23 protein-coding genes and 1 tRNA gene are annotated in these 23606 nt (G+C 69.2%); 14 read left to right on the top strand and 10 right to left on the bottom strand.

From position 1 onward, the window contains the following. Positions 1–2: 2 nt before the first annotated feature. Complete coding sequence (locus GI374_RS08375; RefSeq protein ID WP_154336571.1) at positions 3–1832, bottom strand: DNA polymerase III subunit gamma/tau; 1830 nt, start codon at positions 1830–1832, stop codon at positions 3–5. An 80-nt stretch (positions 1833–1912) separates the two neighbouring features. Here GI374_RS08375 and GI374_RS08370 point away from each other — a divergent pair, with 80 nt between their 5' ends. The 3 genes from GI374_RS08370 to GI374_RS08360 are packed head-to-tail and all read left to right on the top strand — an operon-like array spanning position 1913 to position 5355. Continuing rightward, the gene (locus GI374_RS08370; protein WP_154336570.1) at positions 1913–2674 is read left to right on the top strand and encodes an RNA methyltransferase; all 762 of its coding nucleotides are present in this window, start codon (positions 1913–1915) and stop codon (positions 2672–2674) included. 51 nt (positions 2675–2725) lie between these two features. Continuing rightward, positions 2726–3877 carry a heme A synthase gene (ctaA, locus tag GI374_RS08365; RefSeq protein ID WP_154336569.1) on the top strand — a complete coding sequence of 384 codons (1152 nt, stop codon included), beginning with the start codon at positions 2726–2728 and terminating at the stop codon, positions 3875–3877. Then, positions 3874–5355, top strand: a complete 1482-nt coding sequence (locus tag GI374_RS08360) for a carboxypeptidase M32 (protein ID WP_154336568.1) — start codon at positions 3874–3876, stop codon at positions 5353–5355. The genes ctaA and GI374_RS08360 overlap by 4 nt, the downstream gene beginning before the upstream one ends. A 41-nt stretch (positions 5356–5396) precedes the next feature. Here GI374_RS08360 and GI374_RS08355 read toward each other — a convergent pair whose 3' ends face one another. The 7 genes from GI374_RS08355 to GI374_RS18870 all read right to left on the bottom strand — a co-directional run bounded on the left by GI374_RS08355 (position 5397) and on the right by GI374_RS18870 (position 11407). Further along, positions 5397–7097 carry a methyl-accepting chemotaxis protein gene (locus GI374_RS08355; protein ID WP_154336566.1) on the bottom strand — a complete coding sequence of 567 codons (1701 nt, stop codon included), beginning with the start codon at positions 7095–7097 and terminating at the stop codon, positions 5397–5399. A 63-nt stretch (positions 7098–7160) separates the two neighbouring features. Then, positions 7161–7637, bottom strand: a complete 477-nt coding sequence (locus tag GI374_RS08350) for a low molecular weight phosphatase family protein (protein ID WP_154336565.1) — start codon at positions 7635–7637, stop codon at positions 7161–7163. After that, on the bottom strand, positions 7637–8119 hold the full coding sequence (locus GI374_RS08345; protein WP_154336564.1) for a UPF0262 family protein: 483 nt from the start codon (positions 8117–8119) through the stop codon (positions 7637–7639). Before GI374_RS08345 ends, GI374_RS08350 begins: the two co-directional genes overlap by 1 nt. Continuing rightward, positions 8116–9423 carry a histidinol dehydrogenase gene (hisD, locus tag GI374_RS08340; RefSeq protein WP_154336563.1) on the bottom strand — a complete coding sequence of 436 codons (1308 nt, stop codon included), beginning with the start codon at positions 9421–9423 and terminating at the stop codon, positions 8116–8118. The genes GI374_RS08345 and hisD overlap by 4 nt, the downstream gene beginning before the upstream one ends. Before the next feature lie 58 nt (positions 9424–9481). Then, positions 9482–9958, bottom strand: coding sequence for a DUF2948 family protein (locus GI374_RS08335; RefSeq protein ID WP_154336562.1), 477 nt, complete (start codon positions 9956–9958; stop codon positions 9482–9484). Continuing rightward, on the bottom strand, positions 9951–11237 hold the full coding sequence (murA, locus tag GI374_RS08330) for a UDP-N-acetylglucosamine 1-carboxyvinyltransferase (RefSeq protein ID WP_154336561.1): 1287 nt from the start codon (positions 11235–11237) through the stop codon (positions 9951–9953). Before murA ends, GI374_RS08335 begins: the two co-directional genes overlap by 8 nt. Beyond that, the gene (locus GI374_RS18870) at positions 11237–11407 is read right to left on the bottom strand and encodes a hypothetical protein (RefSeq protein ID WP_195759883.1); all 171 of its coding nucleotides are present in this window, start codon (positions 11405–11407) and stop codon (positions 11237–11239) included. Before GI374_RS18870 ends, murA begins: the two co-directional genes overlap by 1 nt. 112 nt (positions 11408–11519) lie before the next feature. On the opposite strand from GI374_RS18870, the gene GI374_RS08325 reads away from it, so the two are divergent. From GI374_RS08325 to GI374_RS19160, 3 genes are all read left to right on the top strand, one after another. After that, positions 11520–11594, top strand: a tRNA-Thr gene (locus tag GI374_RS08325). 90 nt (positions 11595–11684) lie between these two features. After that, the gene (locus tag GI374_RS19165) at positions 11685–12272 is read left to right on the top strand and encodes a DUF6538 domain-containing protein (protein WP_229582969.1); all 588 of its coding nucleotides are present in this window, start codon (positions 11685–11687) and stop codon (positions 12270–12272) included. Between the two features lie 56 nt (positions 12273–12328). Then, positions 12329–13282, top strand: a complete 954-nt coding sequence (locus tag GI374_RS19160) for a hypothetical protein (RefSeq protein ID WP_229582967.1) — start codon at positions 12329–12331, stop codon at positions 13280–13282. A 123-nt stretch (positions 13283–13405) separates the two neighbouring features. On the opposite strand, the gene GI374_RS08315 is transcribed toward GI374_RS19160, so the two are convergent. Continuing rightward, a complete protein-coding gene (locus tag GI374_RS08315; protein WP_154336560.1) occupies positions 13406–14743 on the bottom strand; it encodes a DUF3987 domain-containing protein in 1338 nt (445 codons plus the stop codon). A gap of 312 nt (positions 14744–15055) precedes the next feature. Next, on the bottom strand, positions 15056–15460 hold the full coding sequence (locus GI374_RS08310) for a helix-turn-helix transcriptional regulator (RefSeq protein ID WP_154336558.1): 405 nt from the start codon (positions 15458–15460) through the stop codon (positions 15056–15058). Between the two features lie 490 nt (positions 15461–15950). On the opposite strand from GI374_RS08310, the gene GI374_RS08305 reads away from it, so the two are divergent. From GI374_RS08305 to GI374_RS08270, 8 genes are all read left to right on the top strand, one after another. After that, positions 15951–17096: an ABC transporter substrate-binding protein gene (locus tag GI374_RS08305; protein WP_370515233.1), complete on the top strand. Its 1146-nt coding sequence runs from the start codon at positions 15951–15953 to the stop codon at positions 17094–17096. A gap of 53 nt (positions 17097–17149) precedes the next feature. Continuing rightward, entirely contained in the window at positions 17150–17878 is a 729-nt protein-coding gene (locus tag GI374_RS08300; protein ID WP_154336556.1) for an ABC transporter ATP-binding protein, read from the top strand. After that, a complete protein-coding gene (locus GI374_RS08295; RefSeq protein ID WP_229582963.1) occupies positions 17871–18590 on the top strand; it encodes an ABC transporter ATP-binding protein in 720 nt (239 codons plus the stop codon). The genes GI374_RS08300 and GI374_RS08295 overlap by 8 nt, the downstream gene beginning before the upstream one ends. A 3-nt stretch (positions 18591–18593) precedes the next feature. Next, positions 18594–19484 (top strand): branched-chain amino acid ABC transporter permease, encoded by an 891-nt coding sequence (locus GI374_RS08290; RefSeq protein WP_154336555.1) that lies wholly within the window; start codon positions 18594–18596, stop codon positions 19482–19484. Further along, complete coding sequence (locus GI374_RS08285; RefSeq protein ID WP_229582961.1) at positions 19484–20536, top strand: branched-chain amino acid ABC transporter permease; 1053 nt, start codon at positions 19484–19486, stop codon at positions 20534–20536. Before GI374_RS08290 ends, GI374_RS08285 begins: the two co-directional genes overlap by 1 nt. Next, positions 20533–21210 carry a cysteine hydrolase family protein gene (locus tag GI374_RS08280; protein ID WP_154336554.1) on the top strand — a complete coding sequence of 226 codons (678 nt, stop codon included), beginning with the start codon at positions 20533–20535 and terminating at the stop codon, positions 21208–21210. Before GI374_RS08285 ends, GI374_RS08280 begins: the two co-directional genes overlap by 4 nt. Beyond that, the gene (locus tag GI374_RS08275; RefSeq protein WP_370515232.1) at positions 21207–22517 is read left to right on the top strand and encodes an aspartate aminotransferase family protein; all 1311 of its coding nucleotides are present in this window, start codon (positions 21207–21209) and stop codon (positions 22515–22517) included. The genes GI374_RS08280 and GI374_RS08275 overlap by 4 nt, the downstream gene beginning before the upstream one ends. 155 nt (positions 22518–22672) lie before the next feature. Beyond that, the gene (locus GI374_RS08270; RefSeq protein WP_154336553.1) at positions 22673–23575 is read left to right on the top strand and encodes a recombinase family protein; all 903 of its coding nucleotides are present in this window, start codon (positions 22673–22675) and stop codon (positions 23573–23575) included. The last annotated feature ends 31 nt before the right edge of the window (positions 23576–23606 follow it).

Below are 23606 nucleotides of genomic sequence, written 5' to 3'. Positions count from 1 at the left end.
CATCAATCCTCGTCCTCGAACGGGTCCCATTCCTCGACCGCCGCCACCGGGCCTTCGCCCGCATCCACCTGCACGCCGTCCTCGCCCGGGGCCTCGGCCGCGATCTCCGGCACGGGTGCGGCCCGCACGGCGGCGATGCGCGCGCCGGGAAAGGCTTCGAGGACCGCCCGAACGCGCGGGCTGGCCGTCGCCGCGGCAAGCGCCTCCGCCTCCGCCGCGGCGCGGGCCTCGGCGATGGTCGGCGCGCCGCCGGTGTTGACCAGCGTGACCGACCAGCGGGCGCCGCCGGTCCAGCCGCGCAGCCGCTCGGAGAGGCGTTGCGCGAGGTCGCGGGGGGCGTCCGGGGCGGGCTCGAACTCGATCCGGCCGGGGGCGTAGCGGGCGAGGCGGACATGGGCCTCGACATCCAGCAGCAGCCGCACGTCGCGCATGCGCGAGATCAAGGTGAGCACCGACTGCCAGTCGGGATAGTCGGCAAGCTGCGGCGCGGGATCGAGCGCGCGGGCGGTGGCGGCGCCGCCGCCTCCTGCGCCGTAACTCGCCTGGGACACAGCATCGGCAGGCGCGGCCGCCCTCGGTGCCGGGGCGCTGCCGCCATTTGGCGCACCCCGCGCCGCGAACTCCCCCGCCGCCTGCGCCTGCTGCACCTTGCGGATCAGCGCCTCGGGGTCGGGCAGGTCGGCCACATGCGTGAGCCGGATCACCGCCATCTCGGCCGCCATCATCGCGTTCGGTGCCACCGACACCTCCTCAAGCGCCTTGAGCAGCATCTGCCAGAGCCGCGTCAGCACCCGCATCGGCACGTCCCGCGCCAGCCGCGCGCCGCGGTCGCGCTCGTCCGGGGCCAGCGTCGGGTCGTCGATCGCGTCCGGCGTGATCTTCAGCACCGAGATCCAGTGCGTCGCCTCGGCCAGATCGCGCAACACCGCCACCGGGTCGGCGCCATCGGCATATTGCGCCTGCAACTCGGCCAGCGCCCCCGCCGCATCGCCGCGCAGGATCATGCCGAAGAGGTCGAGCACCCGCCCCCGGTCGGCGAGGCCCAGCATGGCGCGCACCTGCCCGGCCGTGGTCTCGCCCGCGCCGTGGCTGATCGCCTGATCGAGCAGCGAGGTCGCATCCCGCGCCGAGCCCTCGGCCGCACGGGTGATGAGCGCGAGCGCGTCGCCGGTGATCGCCGCCCCCTCGGCCGCCGCGATCCGGCGCAGGAGCGCGATCATCACCTCCGGCTCGATCCGGCGCAGGTCGAACCGCTGGCAGCGGCTGAGGACCGTGACCGGGACCTTGCGGATTTCCGTTGTGGCGAAGATGAATTTCACATGTGGCGGCGGCTCCTCCAGCGTCTTGAGGAGCGCGTTGAAGGCCGAGGTGCTGAGCATGTGCACCTCGTCGATGATGTAGATCTTGTAGCGCGCCGAGGCCGCGCGATAGTGAACCGATTCAATGATCTCGCGGATGTCGTTCACGCCGGTTCGAGACGCGGCGTCCATCTCCAGCACGTCCACGTGCCGGCCTTCCGCGATCGCGGTGCAGTGCTCGCAGCGCCCGCAGGGCTCGGTCGTCGGGCCGCCCTGACCGTCCGGGCCGGTGCAGTTCAGCCCCTTGGCGATGATCCGCGCGGTCGTGGTCTTCCCGGTGCCGCGGATGCCGGTCATGATGAAGGCCTGCGCGATCCGGTCGGCGGCGAAGGCGTTCTTCAGCGTGCGGACCATCGCGTCCTGGCCGACGAGGTCGGCGAAGGTCTCGGGCCGGTATTTCCGGGCGAGGACCTGATAGGCCGGGGCGGTGTCCGCGGGCGCGGCGTCGGCAATGGGCGGGGCGAGGTCGGTCATCGGCGCGAATGTAGGGGCGAGGCGGCCCCGCGTCCATGCCCGGACTTGCCGGGAAGCGGGCCTCGCGATAGGGCGCGGCGATGCAGCCCTCGCCCGATCCCGCCCTCCCTCCGCCTGTGGTCATCCTCGTGCGCCCGCAGATGGGCGAGAACATCGGCGCGGCGGCGAGAGCGATGCTGAACTTCGGGCTCGACGAGCTGCGGCTGGTCGCCCCGCGGGACGGCTGGCCGAACCCGAAGGCCGTGGCGATGGCCTCGGGCGCGGCGGGACGGGTGCTCGACCGGGCGCGGGTCTTTCCGACCTTGGCCGAGGCGATGGAGGGCGTGCAGCGCGCCTATGCCACGACCGCGCGCGGGAGGGAGATGACGAAGCCGGTGCTGACCCCCGCCGCCGCGATGGCCGAGGCGCGTGGAGTGGCGGCTCAGGGGGCGCGCGTGGCGCTGATCTTCGGCCCCGAGCGGGCGGGGCTGGAGAACGAGGACGTGGCGCGGGCCTCCGCCATCGTCACGGTGCCGGTGAACCCGGACTTCCCCTCGCTGAACCTCGCGCAGGCAGTGCTGCTCCTCGGTTACGAATGGGCCCGCGAGGCGCTGCCCGCGCACCCGCTGCCGACGGGCCGCCGCCCCCCGGCCGAGGTGCCCGCCGATCGGGTCGAGATCGAGCGGCTGGCCGATCATTGGGAGGAGCGCCTCGATGCCGCGGGCTTCTTCTTCCCGCCCGCGAAGGCGCCGGGGATGCGGCTGACGCTGCGCAACCTCTGGTCGCGGCTCGATCTCACGCGTGCGGATGTGCAGATCCTCCACGGCGCGCTGCGCCAGCTCGTCCGGCCGCCCCGCGATTGACCGCATGGCGCCTGCGGGGTAGCGCTCTCGCGGCAACCCCGGAGGGAGCGCATGGCCAGACGACCCGTGTTCGAGGAGGTGGGCGAGACCACCCGCCCGGCCGCCGCCACGCCGCGCGGCGGCATGATCGACGCCGCCCCCAGGGGCGCGCGCCGCGCGATCCGGACCTGGATGGTGGTCCTGTTCCTGCTGGTCGCCGCGATGATCGCCCTCGGCGGGGCCACGCGGCTGACCGGCTCCGGCCTCTCGATCACCGAATGGCGGCCGGTCACCGGCACGCTGCCGCCCACGAGCGCCGCCGCCTGGGAAGCCGAGTTCGCGAAATACCAGCAAATCCCGCAGTTCCGAGAAGTGAACGCGGAGATGGACCTCGCCGGGTTCAAGCGCATCTACTGGTGGGAGTGGTCGCACCGGCAACTCGGCCGGATCATCGGCCTCGTCTGGGCGGTTGGATTCCTGTGGTTCTGGCTGCGCAAACAGATTCCCGCCGGCTGGACCGGGCGGCTGATCCTGCCCGGCGTGCTAGGCGGGCTTCAGGGCGCGATCGGCTGGTGGATGGTCCATTCCGGCGTCGCCACCGACACGCTGACCCGCGTGGCCTCGACCCGGCTCGCGGTCCATCTCGGCCTCGCCTTCGCCATCCTCGGCGTGCTCGCGTGGTATGCGATGCTGCTCGGGCGCTCCGAGGCCGACCTCATGCGCGCCCGCCGCGCCGGTGAGCCGAAGCTGTTTTCCATGACCACCGGCCTGATGCACCTGACCTTCGTCCAGATCCTCCTCGGGGCCCTCGTCGCGGGGATCGACGCCGGGCGGCAATATACCGGCTGGCCGCGCATGGGCGGCGAGTGGTTTCCGGCCCGTGCCTTCGAGTTGGAGCCCCTCTGGCGCAACTTCGTCGAGAACCCTGGCCTCGTGCAGTTCATCCACCGCATGGTCGGCTACCTCGTAGCGATCTTCGCGGTCGTCGTCTGGACCCGGGCCCGCCGCTCGCCGCATCCGGTGACGCGCGGGGCCGTCACGGCGATGCTGGTGGCGGTTGCGGTGCAGATCCTGCTCGGCATCTTCACCGTGATCCATGCCGCGCCGCTTGGCCTCGCGCTCGCCCATCAGGTCGGCGCCGTGGCCCTCTTCGTGCTGATCCTGCGTGGTCGCCACCACGCCCGCTATCCGATCGAGACATCCATCCGGGGAACCATCCGATGAGCGACGCCTTCGACGATCTGATGGCCTTCCAGCGGACCACCGAGGCGCTCGCCTCGGTCGCCGGACGCCTCGACTGGGACCGCGAGACGGTGATGCCCACGGGCGCGGCCGAGCAGCGCAGCGAGGAGATCGCGGCGCTCGAGGCGGTGCTGCACGAGCGCCGCACCGATCCCCGCATCGGCGAGTGGCTCGAGCGTGCCCCGGACTTCGCCGAGGACGACGAGGACGACCGGATGCTGGAGCTGATCGCGCGCCAGCACAGCCGCGCCTGCCGCGTGCCGCTGCGCCTCGCGACCGAGATCGCGCGCGTGACCTCGCTCGCGCAGGGCATCTGGGCCGACGCCCGCGGCGCCGAGCGGCCGCAGGACTTCCTGCCGACGCTCTCCGAAGTCGTCACGCTCAAGCGCGAGCAGGGGGCGGCGCTCGCCGATGGCGGCGATGTCTATGACGCGCTGCTGGAGGACTACGAGCCCGACACCTCCGCGGGTGAGATCGCGCGCATCTTCGACGCGCTGCGGCCGCGGCTGGTCGCCTTGCGCGAGGCGGTGCTGGGCTCGGACGCAACGCCGCCGCGCCTCGAGGGCCGGTTTCCGCAGGAGGGGCAGATGCGGATCGCGCGCGCTTGCGCCACCGCCTTCGGCTACGACTGGAACCACGGCCGTCTCGACCTCGCCGTGCACCCCTTCAGCATGGGCGAATGGCAGGACGTGCGCGTCACCACCCGCGTGGTCGAGAGCGATCCGTTCAACTGCATCTACTCGACCATCCACGAGGTCGGCCACGCGAGCTACGAGCTGGGCATCGACCCCGACTACGCCTTCACGCCCTTGGGCCACGGTGTCTCGATGGGCGTGCATGAGAGCCAGAGCCGCATCTTCGAGAACCAGCTCGGCCGCTCGCGCGCCTTCACCGGCTGGCTGCACCGGCGGATGACGGATGCCTTCGGGACGCTGTCGGTCGCGGACCCGGACGCCTTCCACGCCACCGTCAACCGCGTGACGCCGGGCTACATCCGCACCGACGCCGACGAGGTGCATTACAACCTGCACATCATGATGCGCTTCGACCTTGAGCGCGACCTGATCGCCGGACGGCTGGACGTCGAGGATCTGCCGGACGCCTGGAACGCGCGGTTTCTCAAGGATTTCGGCGTGGCGGTGGACCGGCCGTCGAACGGGATGCTGCAGGACGTGCACTGGTCGGTCGGCCTCTTCGGCTATTTCCCGACCTACGCGCTCGGCAACATCTACGCCGCCTGCCTGGACGAGGCGATGCGCGCCGCGCTGCCGGACCTCGACACGCAGCTTGCCGCGGGCGACGCGCGCGGCGCGGCCGAGTGGCTGCGCGAGGCGGTTCAGCGGCACGGCGGCCTGCACCGGCCCGTGCCGCTGATCGAGGCCGCCGCCGGGCGCGCGGTCAGTCCCGAGCCGCTGCTCGACTATCTCGAGGGCAAGTTCGGCGAGATCTACGACCTCTGAGTCCGGGACGGGCGGGGCCGGAGCACGCCCCGCCCACCCCCTCAGGCGCTCAGCCGCAGGGGCCGGATGCCGCCGGAGGTCTGCGCCACCGCCGCCGCGGCGGCGGTGCGGAAGCGTTCGAGGAGCTGGTTCATCTCCTGCACCTGGGTCGAGAGCGAGGCCGCCGCCGCCGCGTTGCTGTCGCTCAGCGCGAGGTTCGACTGGTTCACCGTGTCGAGCTGCGCAAGCGCCTCCGAGACCTCGCGCACGCCGACCGCCTGCTCGGTCGTGGCATGGGCGATGCCGGCCACATGCGAGGCCATCGCCGCCACCGCGCCGCTGATCTGGCCGAGCGCGCCGCCCGCATCCCGCACGAGGCGCACGCCGGTCGTGACCTCGGCCTCGCTCTTGCCGATCAGCTCGGCGATCGACTGGCTGGCCTTGGCCGATTGCTGCGCGAGGTTGCGGACCTCGTTGGCGACCACCGCGAAGCCGCGCCCGACATCGCCCGCGCGCGCGGCCTCGACCGCGGCGTTGATCGACAGAAGGTTGGTCTGGAAGGCAAAGTTCTCGATCACGCGGGTGAACTCGGCCATGTGGCGGGTGTGGGTCTCGATCCGCTCCATTGCCTCGATGGCGCGGGTGACGATGCCGGCGCCGTCGCGGACGATCGATTCGGCCGCGCGGGCCGAGGCGTCGGCATCGCGCGCGGACTCGCTCGTCATGCCGATATTGCCCGAGATCTGCTCGACCGCCGCCGCCGTCTGCTCGAGCGAGGCAGCCTGCGTCTCGCCCCGTCGCGCGAGGTCGTCGGCGCCGCCCGCGATCGCCATGGCCTCGGCCCGCATCGCGCCCGAGCGGCCGCGGAGCTCGTCCACCAGCTGCGCGAGCTGCGCGATAGAGGCGTTGAAGGCCTCGCGCACCTGGGTGAATTCGGGCGGGATGGCGATGGCGGTGTCGAGCCGCGCGGTGAGGTCGCCCTGCGCCAGCTGCTCGATGCCGCGGATCAGCGCGTTGACGCCGCGCCGGCGGCCGGTCACGTCGGTGGCGAACTTGACCACCCGCGTGACCTTGCCGGAGGCGTCGAGGATCGGGGTGTAGGTGGCGGCGATCCACATCGGCTGGCCATCCTTGCGGATGCGCCGGAACTCGCCCTGCTGCGGGTGCCCGCGGGTGAGATCGGCCCAGGCGGCGGCGTAACCCGGCTGCGCGCTGTCAGCCGGGGCCAGGAACATCCGGTGATGGCGGCCCTTCACCTCCTCGAGCTGGTAGCCGAGCACCTCGAGGAAGTTGCGGTTGGCGTCCAGGATCACGCCGTCGGGCGCGAACTCGATCATCGCCTGCGAGCGCGACAGCGCCGAGAGCACCTCGCCCATGCCCTCGGCCTGCCGGTCGGCGGCGCCGAGGTCCACTACCAGCGACAGAATCCGCACCGGGCGCCCGGCCTCGTCGAGGATCGGCACGCAGGTGTTCGACAGGATGACGCTGCGGTCGTCGCGGGTGCGGCGCCGGCTCTCGTAATGCACGACCTCGCCCTGCATCACGCGGGCGAAACCCGCCGCGGTCTCGGCCGGGTTGCGGCCGGGGAAGATCTGGTCGAGGCTGCGGCCGATCATCCAGTCGGGCGGCAGGCCGGTGATGGCGCCGAAACCCGCGTTGCAGTCGAGCACCGTGCCGTCCGGCGCCAGTTCCAGCACGGCGTTCGCCGCCGCCGCGGCCGCCAGGGCGCGAGTCCGCGCCGATTCGGTCAGCTTGTCTTCCATGGGCCGCGTCTTCCTTCTGCGGAGGGCTTGGACGCACCCTAGCAGCAGGGGATGAAGCCGCGGTTAATGGCGGGCCGGTTCCGCCTCCCGTGGCGGCCCGAACCGATCCAGCATCCGCACGCGGATCTGGTCGCGCGTCTGGCGGTAGGCGTCGAGTTTCGCCTCGCGGGTCTCGCCGAGGCCGGCGGGGTCCAGGACCGGCCAGTATTCGACCTCCAGATGGTTCACGCGCGTCTGCTCGAGCGCGTGCCGCTGGCTGGCGGGCGAGAGCGCCACGATCAGGTCGTAGGCGGCAAGGTCGTCGCCCCAGTCGCGCATCTGCTCGAAGCTGCGGACGCGGTGGCGGTGGAGCTCGATCCCCAGCTCGGCGCAGACCGCGACGGCGAAGCCGTCGACCTCCAGCTCGCTGCGGACGCCGGCCGACTGCACATAGACATCGCGGCCATAGAACTTCTTCATCATCGCCTCGGCCATGGGCGAGCGAATGGCGTTGTGATCACAGCAAAAAAGCACCGAGCGCGGAAACGGCGCCACCGGCATCAGCGCGGGTTGAGCGCGCAGATCAGCGTGAAGAGCCGCCGCGCCGTGTCGATGTCCACATCGGCCTTGCCGTTCAGTCGCTCCTGCAGGGTGCGCGCACCCTCGTTGTGGATGCCGCGGCGGGCCATGTCGATCGCTTCTATCTGGGCCGGCGGCAGGCGTTTCACGGCGTCGTAGTAGCTGGTGCAGATCTGGAAATAGTCCTTCACCACCTGCTTGAACGGCCCGAGCGAGAGGTGGAACTCGCCCACCGGCGCGTCGTCGTCGCGGCTGATGTCGAAGACGAGGCGCCCGTCGCGGATCGCCAGCAGGAGCGCGTAGGGGCCGGGCGGCACGGGGGTGCCCTCGCGGCCGGGCAGGCGGAAGCTGTTGTCCTCGAGCAGGTCGAAGACGGCGACCCGGCGCTCCTGCTCGATCTCGGGCGTGGCCGGGGCCTGGGTGCTGTCGTCGATCTCGATGCGGGCGATCCGGTCGGTGCTCATGCGGGGCCTCCGCCGCGGGCGAGGCGGGCGGCCACGGAGCGGGCATGGGCCTGCAGCCCCTCGGCCTCCGCCAGGCGCACCGCCGCCGGGCCGATGGCGGCGAGGGCCTCGGGCGTCAGGCGCGAGATGGTGGTGCGCTTGAGGAAGTCGAGGACGGAGAGGCCGGAGGAGAAGCGGGCCGAGCGCGCGGTCGGCAGGACGTGGTTCGGGCCGGAGACATAGTCGCCTGCGGCCTCGGGCGTGAAGGCGCCGAGGAAGATGGCGCCGGCATGACGGACCCCGGCGGCAACGGCCTCGGGGTCGTCGGTGCAGATCTCGAGATGCTCGGGCGCGAGGCGGTTGGCGAGGGCCGTGGCCTCGTCGAGGTCGCGGGTCACGATCACCGCGCCGTGGTCGCGCCAACTCGCGCCCGCGATGGCGGCGCGGGGCAGGGTGGGCAGCAGCCGCGCCACCGCCTCGGCCGTGGCGCGAGCGAGGGCCGGGTCGGGCGTCAGCAGGATGGACTGCGCGTCGGCGTCATGCTCGGCCTGCGCCAGCAGGTCCAGGGCGAGCCATTCGGGGTCGGCGGTGGCGTCGGCGATGATGACGACCTCGGACGGGCCGGCGATCATGTCGATGCCGACGCGGCCGAAGACGCGGGCCTTGGCGGCGGCGACATAGGCGTTGCCGGGGCCGGTGATCTTGTCCACGGGCGCGATGGTCGCGGTGCCGTAAGCCATCGCCGCGATCGCCTGCGCGCCGCCGACGCGGTAGACCTCGTCCACCCCGGCGATCTGGCAGGCGGCGAGGACCAGCGGGTTCAGCTGCCCCTCGGGCGCCGGGACGCAGACGACCAGCCGCTCCACCCCCGCCACGCGCGCGGGGACGGCATTCATCAGCACCGACGAGGGATAGGAGGCCTGCCCGCCCGGCACATAGAGCCCGGCCGCATCCACCGGCGTCCAGCGCCAGCCGAGGACTGCGCCCTCGGGATCGGTCAGCCGCTCGTCCCTGGGCATCTGGCGCGCGTGATAGGCGCGGATGCGGTTGGCGGCGAGCGAGAGGGCGGCGCGGTCCTCGGAGGCGACGCTCGCGGCGGCCGCGGCGATCTCCTCCGTCGGAATGCGGAGGGTCGCGGGCGTGAGGTCGAGCCGGTCGAAACGGGCGGTCAGATCGATCAGCGCCAGATCGCCGAGCGCCCGGACATCGGCGATGATGGCATCCACCGCGGCGCCCACATCGGCCGCATCCTCGCGCTTGGCCGCGAGCAGCGCGGCGAAGCGCGGCTCGAAGTCGGATTCGGCGGTGGAGAGCGTGGCGGGCATGGAGGCGTGTTAGCGACTGGGATGCCGGGTCACAAGATTGCCTCCCGCCGCCGGCCGATCACTCTGGATGCGAGGGTGCCCGCCCCGAGGGCGCGGCATAGGGCCGGGTCACGTCGCGGAGTTCGGCCGAGAGGCACTCGACGCTGGCGGCGATCGCGCCGTCGCCGGCGAAGGTCAGCGTGAGGGTCCCGGTCCCATCTTCCCCCGCCTGCCAGTCGAGCGCCAGCAGCGACAGGATCAGGTCGCGATCCTCGCGGTCGATCCCGTCGCCCGCGACGCGCAGCACATCCGAGAGGACCAGCAGCGCCCGCACCCGCTCGAACGGGCGGCCGTCGCGGTGCGCGGCCTCGGCGTCCTCCCAGCGGAAGCGGTTGAGCAGCAAGGCGAGCCGCCGCGCCTTCGCGTCCCAGGAAATGTCGCCCACCGACACCACGGCGTCCTGCGTCAGCGCCGAGATCACCGCCAAGTCATCGGCATCCTCGGCCCTGAGCCGCAGCGGAGCCGGTTCCGCGTCCATGAACCGCGCGTCAGCCATGTGCCGCCTCCCCCTCGCGCGTGCGCTCGATCCTGGCGCCGACCGCAGCCAGCTTCTCCTCGACATGCTCATATCCGCGGTCGAGATGATAGACCCGGCGCACGATGGTCTCGCCCTCGGCCGCGAGGCCGGCGAGAATCAGGCTGACCGAGGCGCGCAGGTCGGTCGCCATCACCGGCGCGCCGCGCAGCCGCTCAACCCCGGTGACGGTGGCGCGGCCGCCATGCACCTCGATCCGCGCGCCCATACGGGCGAGTTCGGGTGCGTGCATGAAGCGGTTCTCGAAGATCGTCTCCTCGAGGTGGCTCACGCCCTCGGCGGTGCAGAGCAGCGCCATGATCTGCGCCTGAAGGTCGGTGGGGAAGCCGGGGAAGGGGGCAGTGGTGACGTCGATGGCGCTGACCCGGCCGTTGCGACGGGCGACGGTGAGACCGCGCGGGCTTTCCTCGACGTGGATGCCGGCCGCGTCGAGCCGCTCGCAGAAGGCCTCCAGCAGTTCGATCCGACCGCCGAGGCAGGTGACCTCGCCGCCGCAGATGGCGGGCGCGAGCATGTAGGTGCCGAGCTCGATGCGATCGGTCACGACCGGATGCGTGGCGCCCCGCAGGCGATCGACGCCCTCGATGGTGATCGTCCCGCCGCCCTCGCCCTCGATCCGCGCCCCCATGCGCCTGAGACAGCGGGCGAGGTCCACGATCTCCGGCTCGCGCGCGGCGTTCCGCAGTTCGGTCGTGCCGCGGGCCAGCGTCGCCGCCATCAGCGCGTTCTCGGTCGCCCCCACGGAGACCAGCGGAAACTCCACCACCGCACCCCGCAGCCCGCCCGACGGCGCGCGCGCATGGACATAGCCGTCGCGCAGGTCGAGTTCGGCGCCCATCCTCTCGAGCGCCATCAGATGCAGGTCCACCGGCCGCGCCCCGATCGCGCAGCCGCCCGGCAGCGACACCTCCGCCACCCCGTCGCGCGCCAGCAGCGGGCCGAGCACCAGGATCGAGGCCCGCATCCGCCGCACGATGTCATAGTCGGCCCGGTGCGACGTCAGGTCATGGCTCGACAGCGCCAGCACCCGCCCGTCCTGCAGCGCCGCGACCTCGGCCCCGAGCGAGCCCAGCAGTGCCGTCATGGTGCGGATGTCGCTGAGCCGCGGCGCATTCGTCAGCGTCAGCGGCTCGTCGGTCAGCAGCGTGGCCGGCATCAGCGTCAGGCAGGCGTTCTTCGCCCCGGCGATCGGGATCTCGCCGCGAAGCTCAGCCCCGCCTTGCACGATGATCTGGTCCATCATTCCCCGCCTTCGCCGTCTTCCTGCCGCCCATCCTCCGCCGCCGCGCGCGCCCGCGCCTGCGCCTTGCGCCGGTGCAGGTTCTCGCGCAACGCCGCCGCCCGCCGCTCCGCGGCGCTGCGCGGCGGGGAGGCGCGGGGGGGCGAGGGAGGGAGAGCCTCGTCATTCATTGCCGCCACCGTCTAGACGCGCCGGTCCGGCCCGTCCAGCGGCCGCCTGCCCGTGCCGGGGCGAAAACCCCTTGCAGACCCCGCCAACCTTGGCTAATCCGCCCGGCACGGCGCTGCGGTAGCTCAGTGGTAGAGCACTCCCTTGGTAAGGGAGAGGTCGTGAGTTCAATCCTCACTCGCAGCACCATTATTTTCCCAGCACACGTTGGAAGTCCTTGCTTTGCTGGCCCCCGTGCCGCTTTTGGTGCCAGAGCTGGTGCCAGGATGGGGTTTAAGCATGGCTGGGCAGATCCGTAGCCTGAAGGTCAAGGGCAGTCGCTTCTACGCGCGCATGGCCGTGCCGAAGTCGCTTCAAGGGCAGGTTGGGAAGTCCGAGCTGGTGATGGCCCTCGGCGCTGATCGTCGCGCGGCTGTGCGTCAGCTCCCGGGTGCGGTTGCCGAGCTTCAGCGACAGATCATCGACGCCGAGCGCAAGCTGGCCCGCTCGCACCCTCTAGACGCGGTGCCGGTGCCCGGCCGCTATCCGATGACCGTCGCGCAGATCGCGGCATCGCATTACGCACAGCGGCTCGCCCTCGATGAGCACTTCCGCGACAACCCGGCTTATGCCGTCGCGGGCATCAACGATACTTACGTGGCGGAGCTGCGCGCAGCCGTCGCCGGCCGTGCGAGCAACGAAGAGCTGGCTGGGCTGATCGGTCGCGAGGTCGAGTGGTTCCGTGCCGCCGGCAATCACGATGCCCAGCCCGGCACGGCAGCGTGGCGCGAGATCGCTCGTGCCCTCTGCATCGCCGAGCTCGAGTTCATGGGCCGCATGGTTGAGCGTAACGAAGGCACTTTGCCGGTAAGCCTGAGAACCCGCTGATAGTCAACGCGATTCCGCTACCAGAGGAGGGACCGCCGCCTGTCCCGCTGAAGGCGTTGTTCCGCGAATATGTCGCGTCGCGGCAGGCGGTCGGCAAGCACCGCGACGGTGCGCGCGCATGGGAGACAATGGTCCAAGACCTAAGTGGCTTCTTGGGCCACGACGATGCTCGGCAGGTGACGAAGCGCAACCTGCTGGACTGGCGTGACCATCTGCTTCAGAGTGGCCGATCGCCGAAATCGGTTGCGAACGGCCACCTTGCGGCGGTGCGCGCCTTATTCCGCTGGGCATTCGAGAATGACCGCCTCCCGACCAACGAGGCCGCTGCGGTCAGGCAGGAGGCCCCGAGAGTCGCGCGGTCGCGGGAAAAGGGATACACGACGGCCGAGGCGGTCAAGGTGCTGAAGGCTTCTGTCGCCTATGAACCCGCGGTGCGGGATAATCCGGCCAACCGCGAAAGCGCTCACATCACAGCCGCCAAACGATGGGTGCCGATCCTGTGCGCCTTCAGCGGGGCGCGGGTCACGGAAATGACGCAGCTTCGCAAGGAGGACATTCGCAAGGAGGGCGGGCATTACGTCCTGCGCATCCGGCCGGATGCAGGCACCGTAAAGGCCGGCGACTATCGAGACGTGCCGTTGCATCGGCAGATCATCGACTTGGGCTTTCTCGACTTCCTCGCGGCCGTGAAGGAAGGCCCGTTGTTCCACAATGCGACCACGAAGGAGCGGAGCCTTTCAAGCGCCCGCGCGACCGCCGGTCGGTTGTCGCAATGGCTTCAAGGAGAAAATCTGGTTCCGGTTGGCGTTCAGCCCTCGCACGGCTGGCGGCACCGCTTCAAGACGCAGGGGCGCGAGCTGGAGATCAGCGACCGCGTGATTGACGCGATCCAAGGGCATGCGGGCAAGACGGCGGGCGACGATTATGGCGATGTTACGCTTGCCACCCGCATTGCAGCGGTCAGGAAGCTGCCTGCCTATGACCTCACATCCGCGAGGAATCCCCCTTGAGGACGTCTACACTGATGTCTCCCTCGAAGGACCTGGCCAACAACCGGGGCGAGGGTGTAGCTTCGACCGCCCTGGTCCAAGTGCCAGGACGGTCGATACACGTCGATTAGCCGTTTAGCACGTTTAGCGCACGGTTAGCCGCCACGCTGATGTCCGGGCCGCTCCGTCCACTACAGTCCCAGCGGGCAGCTTCTGCACCCAGCCATGGTCGGCCAGGATGCCGAGAAGGCGTTCCGCGGTGCGCTTGTCGCGGATCTCTCTGCTCAGCGCGCCCTGAATGACCTCGCCGGTCAAGAAGTGGGCTCCCGGCCGCCCGAGCAGCCAGCACCTTAGACTTTCGGCGAGGACCAGGTCGGCATCGAGACTCGCGTGCCCGGCTGCCCGAGCGACCTCCGAGATGTAGTAGTTTGCGAGACTAAACCCGTGCGTCATGTCTTTCCCGCTCACTTCGGTAGCCCCCAAATCGCGCCACAGTGCCAATACCCCCGCAAGGCGAGCCGCCTGCTCGGCCGTCTTCGAGGCATAGCCTGCATGGACGGAGTAGATTCGGCCTGGTGCCTGGAGCTGCTCAATCATGTCCGACCACTCAATGAGCAACCTTCGGGCGTCGTCGGAAAGCCTCAAAGTCCTCGGCGCCAGAATGCCCGTCTCCAGATCGGGGATCGGCAACGTCGCCGAGAGCACCGCCTTCAACCGGTCGTTGAATGCCGCGATCGGCGCCTCATTGCTGACGGTGTTGGCGTGCAGCCGAGTGCCGATCATGCTCCTGGGTTCACAGATCAGGAACCGCGGCAGGAACCCGGAACCGACGGCAAGGGGAGCCGCGAACAGCTTCCGGACCATTGTGGGTTGAACCATCAGATGGACGGCCAGGCGCCGTCCAGCGAGCTCGACGCTGTCCCGTGTTGCCTTGCGTGCGGTGCGGATCGTCTTGCCTTGCCAGAGGTCGTTGAAGACCGCGAGGGTGCGCTGCTGATTCTGCCCCGCCATCGCGTAGCCGCCGAGGAACTGCCCGCCCTCGTCACTCAGCAGACCCAAGCTGGGAGTCTCGCGCAGAGATCTGAACAATCCGTCAACGGTGGCTTCCGTGACCGTCAGCCCGTAGGGTAGGCTCGAGGAGAGGAGCGCGTCACAGGTAGACTTCCGCTCACCAGACGCGGCAATGGTCAGAAAGTAGAGCGACAGCGGCCGCGGACCGCCGAGGGTCTCGACATTCGCGTGTCCCTGGACGGCGAGCGATGCGATCGCCAAAGCGCTGTGCGCGGCGAGTGCAGCCGGCGCCTGACTGATGCCCTGAACTGCCTCGACTACCTCGCGGAGTGGTCCGAGGCTGGCAACGGGGTAGTCGGCAGCAAAGCCCTGCACGGGGACAACAGGACGAGGGGTCGGCTCCGGGTGAAGCGCGTGAACATTGGACATGGGGGTGCTTTCGTCGATGGGAGCGGGATCGGCTCGGGCCATCAACCATATACTCCACCATCTTCAGAGCTGTCGCGCGGCTAAGTCAAGGATTTTGCACCCACCTAAACCATTGATGCTCAACCGCTTGAGGCCACACAACTGAACGAGAAGTCCGAAATCGGGCTGCACCTGGTGGAGGCTAGCATCGCTGCGGCCTTCGTCGAAGGCCTCCACCGGGACCTTGGGTTCGGGAGGTTTCAGGATGATGGTGGTAGCGATTCGGATTGCTGGGAACCACCGACCGGCGGCCGAGCTCCATGCCTCGACCGACGAGGTTGACCGATGGTGGCCCGCGCGCTCGTCCGGCAACGCTCACGACATCTTCTTGAAGAACGCCCTGATCACCGCCCGAGCCTTGGTCGTCAGCGACGGGTCAGAATTGTCAGACGCGTCACGGATCTCGGACAGCCACGCCAGTTCATTTTTTGAAATGGGCGTCCCAAAGATCGAGATCACGGCTGCAGCACCCGCCGGACCGATCGACTGATCCAGAGAAAGTCTCATCAACAACGCAGGATCGACTTCGATAGCTCGGGCGAGATCAGGAACCCGATCCAGCGGGATCTTGGAGCTACCGTTCTTCAGGAGCGAGACGAAGTTGGCGTTGTTGAATCCGGCTTCGCGCGCTATTTCCGATTGTGTCTTTCTTCCTTGGAGATCGCGGATGCGCTCGCGAAGCAGGTTGGCAGCTGGTGTGTTGTGAAATGGTTTGGTCATGACATGCTCCTGTTGCTTGCTATCGATGTTCTCACTGTAAGCGCATCAGAGCACCTTGTCGGGTGGGGAGTTTTTAGCAGAATCTCAATTATCAGGTCGATATTCATCAGTGATGCATCGCGCAATGCGCCAAAGGACGAGATAAGGCGTTGGGCCGGCCGCAGGTGGGAACTCGTGATTCTCCGGTTACAGCAGCAGATACCCGAATTCCTGCCGGCGGCCGGCCTGGTCTGCGAGGATCTCGCCTTATCAACTACGAGTCCGCCGCTGATTGAAGGGCAGATAGGCGGAAACAAATACCGATATATGCTTGCGTTAGACCGTGATCCCGGACATGCAAGGGAGCGTCGGCACCTCGATGGAGCTGCGACTGGCTGAAGGGCCCGAAAGAGGCGCGAGCCAAATGCAGCAGCATGACAACACGGGTCTGGGCCCACACACAGGGAGAGACGGAAGGATGCGGAACACGCGCAAAATGTTACTCGGGGGCGTGGCCACGCTCGTCCTCGCGGCGGGGCCGGCGGCGGCGCAGGACAAGGAGCCGATCATCATCGGCGGGGCCATGTCGCTGACCGGCGTGCAGGCGCCGCTCGACACGCCGGCGCTGCGCGGGGCCGAGGTGGCGGTCAAGTATCTCAACGACAACGGCGGCGTGCTGGGCCGGCAGGTCGAGCTTCGCAACATCGACGGCAAGTCCGACCCGGTGACGGTCGGAAACGCCGCGGTCGAGCTGATCGACGGCGGCGCCGACATCATCATGGCGCCCTGCGACTTCGATTTCGGCGGCCCCGCCAGCCGCGAGGCGCAAAGCGCGGGCCTGGTCGGCATATCGACCTGTGCATCGGACCCGCTCTATTCCTCGTGGTCGCTTGGCGACAAGCAGTTCACGCTGTCCATGTGGAACACCACCATGGGTGCGACCGCGGCCGAGTTTGCGCTGAAGGAGAACGACTGGAAGACGGCCTATGTCGTCACCGACCAGTTCATCGCCTACACCAAGTCGCTATCGAAGTATTTCAACGAGGCCTTCACCGCGGGCGGCGGCGAGATCCTGCTGGAGGACACCTACACCAACGGCGACAACAACTTCACAGCCCAGCTGGCGCGGTTGCAGGCGCTGGGCACGAAGCCCGACGTGATCTTCCTGTCCTCCTACGGCCAGGACATCGGCTCGATCATCCGGGCGCTGCGCGAGGTCGGCTACGACGCGCCGGTCCTCGGCGGCGACGCCTATGACGACCCGGCCATGCACGAGGCGCTGGGCGAGCGGTTCGGCAATGACATCTACTTCGTCACCCACACCTGGATGGGCCCGGAGGCGCATCCCAAGATGCCGGAGTTCATCGACCTCTACACGCAGATGCACGGCGCCCCGCCCGACACCTCGTTCGTCTCGACCGGCTGGGACACGGTGATGATGATGGCGCAGGCGATCGAGGCCGCGGGCTCGACCGACGGCGCGGCGGTGGCGACGGCTCTGGAGGAGGGCGAGTTCGACCTGCTGACCGGCAAGCTCGACTATGCCGATGCCGCGGGCGGGCACATGCCGATGAAGGCCGCGGCGCTGATCAAGCTCGAGGGCGGGCAGCCGTCCTTCGTCGGCTGGCGGACGCCGGAAAACGTCCCGGCCCCCTGATGCGGAATGCGCGCGGCGGCTCGGACCGGGCCGCCGCGCCATCGAGGAACGACATGACGAGCCTTGAGGCGACGAATCTGGTTGTCGAGTTCTCCGGCCTCAGGGCGCTCGACGGCGTCTCGCTGACGCTTGCAACGGGCGAGATCGTGGGGCTGATCGGGCCGAACGGGTCCGGCAAGACGACGCTGGTGAACGCCATCACCGGGCAGGTGCCGCTGGCGGGCGGCGAGGTCCGCATGGGCGGCGACCGCATCTCGCGGCTGCCCCCGCGCGAGATCGCACGGCGCGGCATCAGCCGCTCCTTCCAGATCGTGCGGCTCTTCAACTCCATGACCGTGCGCGAAAACGTCGAGGCGGCGGCGCTGGCGACCGGGGCCAGCCTCGCCGCCGCGCGCGAGGCCGCCGCGCCGCTGATCGCGGAGTTCGGCCTCGCCCCCCGCGCTGAGGCGCTCGCGGGCGAGTTGAGCTATGGCGACAAGCGCCGGGTCGAGATCGCGCGGGCGCTCGCCGCCGGGCCATCCTTCCTGCTGCTGGACGAACCTGCCGCGGGCATGAACGAAGCGGAATCCGAGGCCTTGCTGCACATCCTCTCGACGCTGCCGAAGGCGCGCGGGCTGGGGCTGCTCATCATCGACCACGACATGGCCCTGATCCTGCGCCTCTGCGACCGGCTGCAGGTGCTTGCGACCGGGCGGACCATCGCCGAGGGCCCGCCCGCCGAGGTGCGACGCAACCCGCAGGTGATCGAGGCCTATCTGGGATCGGAGGCACAGCATGGCTGAGCCGATGCTGGCGGTCGAGGATCTCGAGGTCCGCCACGGCGCCATCCGCGCCGTCCGCGGCGTCAGCCTGCACGCCGCGCCCGGCGAGCTGGTGGTTATACTCGGCGCGAACGGGGCGGGCAAAAGCTCGACCCTCATGGCGATCGCGGGCGCGCTGCGCCCCGCATCCGGCCGTATCCGCCTCAATGGCCGCGACATCGCCGGCGCGCGGCCCGAGCGCATCGTCCGCATCGGCCTCGCCACCGTGCCCGAGACCCGTGACGTGTTCCCCGACCTGACCGTGCGCGAGAACCTGACGCTGGGCAGTTTCATCCGCCGCAGCGACCGCGCGGGCGTGGCCGAGGACGAGGCGCGCATGTTCGCCCTCTTCCCACGCCTGTCGGAGCGCGCGCATCAGCCTGCCGGCACCCTCTCGGGCGGCGAGCAGCAGATGCTGGTGATCGCCCGCGCGCTGATGTCGCGCCCGCGCGTCCTGCTGCTGGACGAGCCGTCGCTCGGCCTCGCGCCGGTCATCGTGGACCAGATCTTCGCCATGGTCGCCGAGCTGAAGCAGTCCGGCCTGACGATACTGCTGGTGGAGCAGAACGCGGCCAAGGCGCTCGCCGTCGCCGACCGCGCCTATGTCATGCGCCTCGGCCAGATCGCGACCGAGGGGGATGCCGCGGAGATCCGCTCGGCCACCGACCTCGGCGCGCTGTATCTGGGAGGGTAGCGGATGGGTTTCGGCCTGCAGTTCGTGATCGACGTCCTCAGCCTCGGCGGCGCCTATGCGCTGATGGCGCTGGGACTGGTAATCGTCTACGGCATCCTGAAGCTGGTGAACTTCGCTTATGGCGAGCTGATCATGGTCGCCGGCTACACCATGTTCCTGCTGGGCGGATCGGCGCTGCCCTGGCTGGTGATGGCGGCGGTCGCGGTGGCGATGTCCATGCTGGCCGGGGTGCTGACCGATTACGTCGCCTTCCGCCCGGTGCGCGCGAAGTCCGTCACCGCGGTCTTGATCACCTCCTTCGCCTTCTCGACGCTGCTGCAAAACCTCGCGCTGCTCTTCATCTCGCCCCGGCCGCGGCCGGTGGCGTTGCCCGAGATCTTCTCGGAGACCGTGACCATCGCGGGCGTCGTGACGCCGGTCCGCAACCTGATCACGCTCGCCGCCTCGGTGCTGCTGCTGGGCCTCTTTGCGCTGCTGATGCGGAAGACGGTTCTGGGCATCGCGATGCGCGCTGCGGCGACGCATTTCATCATGGCGCGGATGCTGGGCGTCCCCGCGAACCTCATCATCACCTCGGCCTTCGCCATCTCGGGCTTCCTCGCCGGGGTCGTGGGCCTTCTGTGGATCGGCCGCATCGGCACCGTGACGCCGGGCATCGGCCTTGAGCCACTGCTGATCGCCTTCATCGCCACCGTGATCGGCGGCATGCGCTCGATGAGCGGAGCGGTGCTGGGCGGGTTCCTGTTCGCGCTGATCGACACGACGCTGAACTATACCCTCAGCCAGGATCTGCTGAAGTTCCGCGACGCCTTCACCTTCACCCTCGTGATCCTCATCCTGCTGTGGCGGCCGGAAGGGCTCATCAAGGGTCCCGCGACTGGACAGAGGACTTGATGCGCCACCTGATGCCCCGTCATCTGCTCACTTTCGTGATCCTCAGCGGGCTGATCCTGGCCCTGGTCATCGGCAGCACGCTCAGCGGCGTGCGCCTCTACGACCGCATCGCCACCTCGCTCTGCCTGTCGCTGATCCTCGTGCTGGGATTGCAGGTGTTCATGGGCAACTCGGGCATCCTGTCCTTCGCGCATATCGGCTTCATGGGGGTCGGGGCCTACGCCTCCGCGGTGCTGACGATCCCGCTGCAGGCGCGGGGCATGGCGCTGCCCGACCTCTACCCCGTCTTGGCCGGGGTGGAGCTGCCGGTGGCGGTCGCGGTTCTCGTCGGCGGGCTGGTCGCGGCGGTCGTGGCGGCGGTAGTGTCATTCCCGCTGATGCGCCTCTCGGACGCGGCGGCGGTCATCACCTCCTTCGCGCTGCTGATCGTCCTCTACACGATCCTCACGAACTGGAGCGCGGTGACGAACGGTCCTCGCACCCTCTTCGGCCTGCCGCAGGCGACCGGGCTGAAGTCCGCGGCGGCGGTGGCCTGGGCGGCGATGGGCGTGGCGCTTCTATTCAAGGAGAGCCGCACCGGCCGCCTGCTCCGCGCCAGCCGCGACGACGAGCTAGCAGCGGCGGCGCTCGGCGCGAACATCCCCGTCCTGCGCTGGCGGGCCTTCATCCTCGCCGCCTTCATCGCCGGCCTTGGCGGCGCCCTCTGGGGGCATTTCATTACCTCCTTCTCCCCCAAGGCGTTCTACCTGAAGGAAACCTTCCTCGTGATCTCGATGCTGGTCATCGGCGGCGCGAACACCGTCAGCGGCGCCGTCATTGGCACCTTCGTCGTGGCGCTGGCCTACGAGGGCTTGAGGGCCTTGGAAGGGGCGCTGAACACGGCCAAGATCACGGCGAACCCGGTCGTCGGCCTGACCGAAATCGTGCTGGCCTTGGCGATGATCGGGGTGATGATCCTTCGCCCCGGCGGCATCATGGCGAACCGCGAGATCGGGGCGCTGTTCCGCCGCAAGCCGCGGCCCGACCCCGAATTGCTGGAGACGAGACGATGAGCTGGAAGACCGCCTACCGTTCCTTCTACTACGCCAAGGCCGAGGAGCCGGACGACATCCGCCTGCAGCCGGAAAAGACTGCGCTGCTCGTTATCGACATTCAGGACACCTACCTCGAGCCGAAGGACACGGAGGCCGAGACCGCCCGCTGGCAGCCCTTCTACGACCGCATGCGCGAGGTGGTGATCCCCAACACCGCCCGCGTCATCGCCGACATGCGCGCGCGGGGGGTCGAGGTGATCTACGCCCGCATCGCCTGCCTCAAGGATGACGGCCGCGACCGCTCGCTGAGCCAGAAGAAGCCGGGCTTCAACTACCTGCTGCTGCCGAAGGACCGCCCGGACGGGCGGATCGTGGCCGAGCTGGCGGCAGTGGGCGACGAGATCACGGTGCTGAAGACCACCGACAGCGCCCTGACCGGCACCAACCTGCGGCTGATCCTGCACAACATGGGCATCACCGACGTGATCTGCGTCGGCATCTTCACCGACCAGTGCGTGTCCTCGACCGTCCGCAGCCTCGCCGACGAGAGCTTCGGCGTTCTGGTGGTAGACGACTGCACCGCCGCCGCGACGATGGAGCTGCACCGGAACGAGCTCGAGACGATCAACATGATCTACTGCCATGTGGTATCTTCATCCGACCTTGCCGGGTTCTTTGCGGCCGGCGCGTGAGCGGTCTGTATCAGCGAGATGCAGCCAGCATCGCCCGCATCGCGCATCTACGCTTCTCTCCGCTGGCGATCACGGGCGGGCGGGGCAGCTGGCTCATAGACGATCAGGGCCGCGAGCTGCTGGACTTCTCGGCCTCGTGGGGTGCAGCGAGCCTGGGCCACAGCCACCCGGCCGTCCGCGCGGCTGTGGACCGCGCCTTGTCGTCGCAGGCCGGCGCCGGTCACATCTCTGCCGCGACGCTGCCCGCGGTGGAACTGGCCGAGCGTCTGCTGGCGCTCACCCCCGGCGAGGGCGAGCGAAAGGTTTGGCTCGGCCATTCCGGCTCGGACGCGAACGAGGCCGCGGTGCGCGCCATCGTGGCAGCAACGGGAAGACCCCGACTGGTGGCGTTCCGCAACGCCTATCACGGTGGCACCGCAGGCTCGATGGCGGTCTCGGGCCACCCGGCCCTCCCGCAGAGCGCCCGCGCGCCGGGGCTGACGCTGTTGCCCTATCCCTCCGCCGCCGATCCCGATGGCGGGGCAGGAGCGGCGGCCGAGGCACTGAGCATGCTGCGCGACCTCCTTATCAGGGTGGGTGCCGAGGTTGGCGCGCTCCTATACGAACCGATCCAGGCAGACGGCGGCATGATTGTCCCGCCTGCCGGCTTCCTGACCGAAATCGAGGGGCTCTGCCGCCGTCACGGTGTGCTGACCGTGGCAGACGAGGTGAAGGTCGGCCTCGGCCGCACCGGGCGCTTCCACGCGCATGGCCACGACGGGCTGCGCCCGGATGTGGTGATCTTGGGCAAGGGCCTCGGCGGCGGGCTGCCGGTCTCCGCCGTGATCGGTCCCGCGGCGATCCTCGACCACGCATCCTGCTTCGCGATCCAGACGGTCCACGGCAACCCGGTCTGCGCAGCCGCGGCGCTCGCAGTTCTTGACACGATCGAGGCCGAGGGCCTCGGCGCGCGGGCCGAGGCGGTCGGTGCGACGCTCCGTAGCGGCCTCGAGGAGTTGCAACGACGCATCGGCGCGATCCGGTCCGTCCGGGGGCGAGGCATCGCGCTCGGCTTCGGCGTGGGTGAAGACGGCGCCTCGGGGCTGTCGGGCGCCCAGATCGCCGCGCTGACGGTCTATCGCGCCTGGGAGCTGGGCCTCGTCCTCTATTATGTCGGACCTGGCTCGGACGTGCTCGAACTCACCCCGCCGCTGACGCTGACGGACGCCGAGGCCAAGCGGGGCGTGGCCATCCTGGAGGTGACCCTCGCCGATGTGCTCGCGGGCCGGGTAGCGCCGGAAACGGTCGAGGCTTTTACCGGGTGGTGAGATGGCCGCTTGAGGCGGATCTCGACGAACTCTCTCCGATCATCGCAGCGCGAACCGCCATGACCCGGGATGGAAAACCGACCTCCCGACGTGGTTGTAAATGTTCAGGTTGCTGACCATTTACGGTGTGCCTGCCCCCGCAGGCTTGAAACCGTATGCATCTGTTCACCCCCAAAGGACCCACAGTGCCCCCAATGCACTCTCCTCAAGCTCCCAAGACGATCACCACCAGGCTGCCACGAGAGCCCAACAGGCGCGCAGTCGGGTATGTCAGAACCTCCACAGAGAAGCAGGACGCGCGCGACGACGGACTGGACAAGCAAGCCGCGCGCATCAAGGACGAGTGCAAGCGTGTCGGTCTCGATCTCTTGACTATCGAGGCAGACGTCGCGTCTGTCACCGATCCCCTCAGCTTCATTCGCCGGCGGGGCCTCAAAGCGGCGATCGATCTCGCCTGGAAGGAGGGAGCCATCCTAGTGGTGACCGACGGCACGCGGCTCTTCCGCAACCTGCGGGACTACGACGAGTTCGCGAAGAACTTTCAAGGGCAGGTCTATTCGCTCCGGGATGGCGGGATCGTCTCCCCCAAGGAGCTTCGGGCGATCATTGCCTCCGGCGAGCAAGCAGCCAAAACGATCCGCCAAGGCACGAAAGACGCGTTGGCCGACAAGAAGAAGCAGGGCGCAAAGCTCGGCTCGCCGAAGGGCCTGAGTTCGGCAACCAAGGAGTCGGCCCGCTCCCGATTCCTGGCGTCCCAGGAGTTGGTCGAGCGGATCGCGGATGTGCTCGAGGAGGACGAGGCCTACTCAGCCCTCCCTCACGGGGCATTTGCTGACTTGTTGAACCGACGGGCAATCCTGACGAACTGGAAGCGCCCCTGGACTAAGGACAGCGTCCGCCGACACCGCAGGATGGCCGAGGAGCTGCTGGCGGAGCGTCGGGCCCTCGAAGCCGAACTCGATCGCGAAGATCAGGTGGAAGAGGTTCCGGCTGAAGAGGAGGTCGATCCCGACGAGTTCGCCATGAAGCAAAGCCCGTTCTTCGGGATGTTCAGCTAGGCACCCTCGATCGACGTGCTGGGACCTTCCT

The organism is Paracoccus sp. S-4012 (assembly GCF_009674885.1).
Lineage (GTDB): Bacteria > Pseudomonadota > Alphaproteobacteria > Rhodobacterales > Rhodobacteraceae > Paracoccus.
This window is presented reverse-complemented; position numbering and strand designations above follow the sequence as displayed.

Coding starts and splice junctions, on each gene's coding strand:
- GI374_RS08370 (WP_154336570.1), top strand. CDS start 1,913: ATGCAGCCCTCGCCCGATCCCGCCCTCCCTCCGCCTGTGGTCATCCTC.
- GI374_RS08280 (WP_154336554.1), top strand. CDS start 20,533: ATGAGCTGGAAGACCGCCTACCGTTCCTTCTACTACGCCAAGGCCGAG.
- GI374_RS08345 (WP_154336564.1), bottom strand. CDS start 8,119: ATGAGCACCGACCGGATCGCCCGCATCGAGATCGACGACAGCACCCAG.
- GI374_RS08290 (WP_154336555.1), top strand. CDS start 18,594: ATGGGTTTCGGCCTGCAGTTCGTGATCGACGTCCTCAGCCTCGGCGGC.
- GI374_RS08295 (WP_229582963.1), top strand. CDS start 17,871: ATGGCTGAGCCGATGCTGGCGGTCGAGGATCTCGAGGTCCGCCACGGC.
- GI374_RS08270 (WP_154336553.1), top strand. CDS start 22,673: ATGCATCTGTTCACCCCCAAAGGACCCACAGTGCCCCCAATGCACTCT.
- GI374_RS19165 (WP_229582969.1), top strand. CDS start 11,685: ATGGCTGGGCAGATCCGTAGCCTGAAGGTCAAGGGCAGTCGCTTCTAC.
- ctaA (WP_154336569.1), top strand. CDS start 2,726: ATGGCCAGACGACCCGTGTTCGAGGAGGTGGGCGAGACCACCCGCCCG.
- GI374_RS08315 (WP_154336560.1), bottom strand. CDS start 14,743: ATGGCCCGAGCCGATCCCGCTCCCATCGACGAAAGCACCCCCATGTCC.
- GI374_RS08285 (WP_229582961.1), top strand. CDS start 19,484: ATGCGCCACCTGATGCCCCGTCATCTGCTCACTTTCGTGATCCTCAGC.
- GI374_RS08355 (WP_154336566.1), bottom strand. CDS start 7,097: ATGGAAGACAAGCTGACCGAATCGGCGCGGACTCGCGCCCTGGCGGCC.
- GI374_RS08350 (WP_154336565.1), bottom strand. CDS start 7,637: ATGCCGGTGGCGCCGTTTCCGCGCTCGGTGCTTTTTTGCTGTGATCAC.
- GI374_RS08335 (WP_154336562.1), bottom strand. CDS start 9,958: ATGGCTGACGCGCGGTTCATGGACGCGGAACCGGCTCCGCTGCGGCTC.
- GI374_RS08360 (WP_154336568.1), top strand. CDS start 3,874: ATGAGCGACGCCTTCGACGATCTGATGGCCTTCCAGCGGACCACCGAG.
- GI374_RS08310 (WP_154336558.1), bottom strand. CDS start 15,460: ATGACCAAACCATTTCACAACACACCAGCTGCCAACCTGCTTCGCGAG.
- murA (WP_154336561.1), bottom strand. CDS start 11,237: ATGGACCAGATCATCGTGCAAGGCGGGGCTGAGCTTCGCGGCGAGATC.
- GI374_RS08300 (WP_154336556.1), top strand. CDS start 17,150: ATGACGAGCCTTGAGGCGACGAATCTGGTTGTCGAGTTCTCCGGCCTC.
- GI374_RS18870 (WP_195759883.1), bottom strand. CDS start 11,407: ATGAATGACGAGGCTCTCCCTCCCTCGCCCCCCCGCGCCTCCCCGCCG.
- GI374_RS08375 (WP_154336571.1), bottom strand. CDS start 1,832: ATGACCGACCTCGCCCCGCCCATTGCCGACGCCGCGCCCGCGGACACC.
- hisD (WP_154336563.1), bottom strand. CDS start 9,423: ATGCCCGCCACGCTCTCCACCGCCGAATCCGACTTCGAGCCGCGCTTC.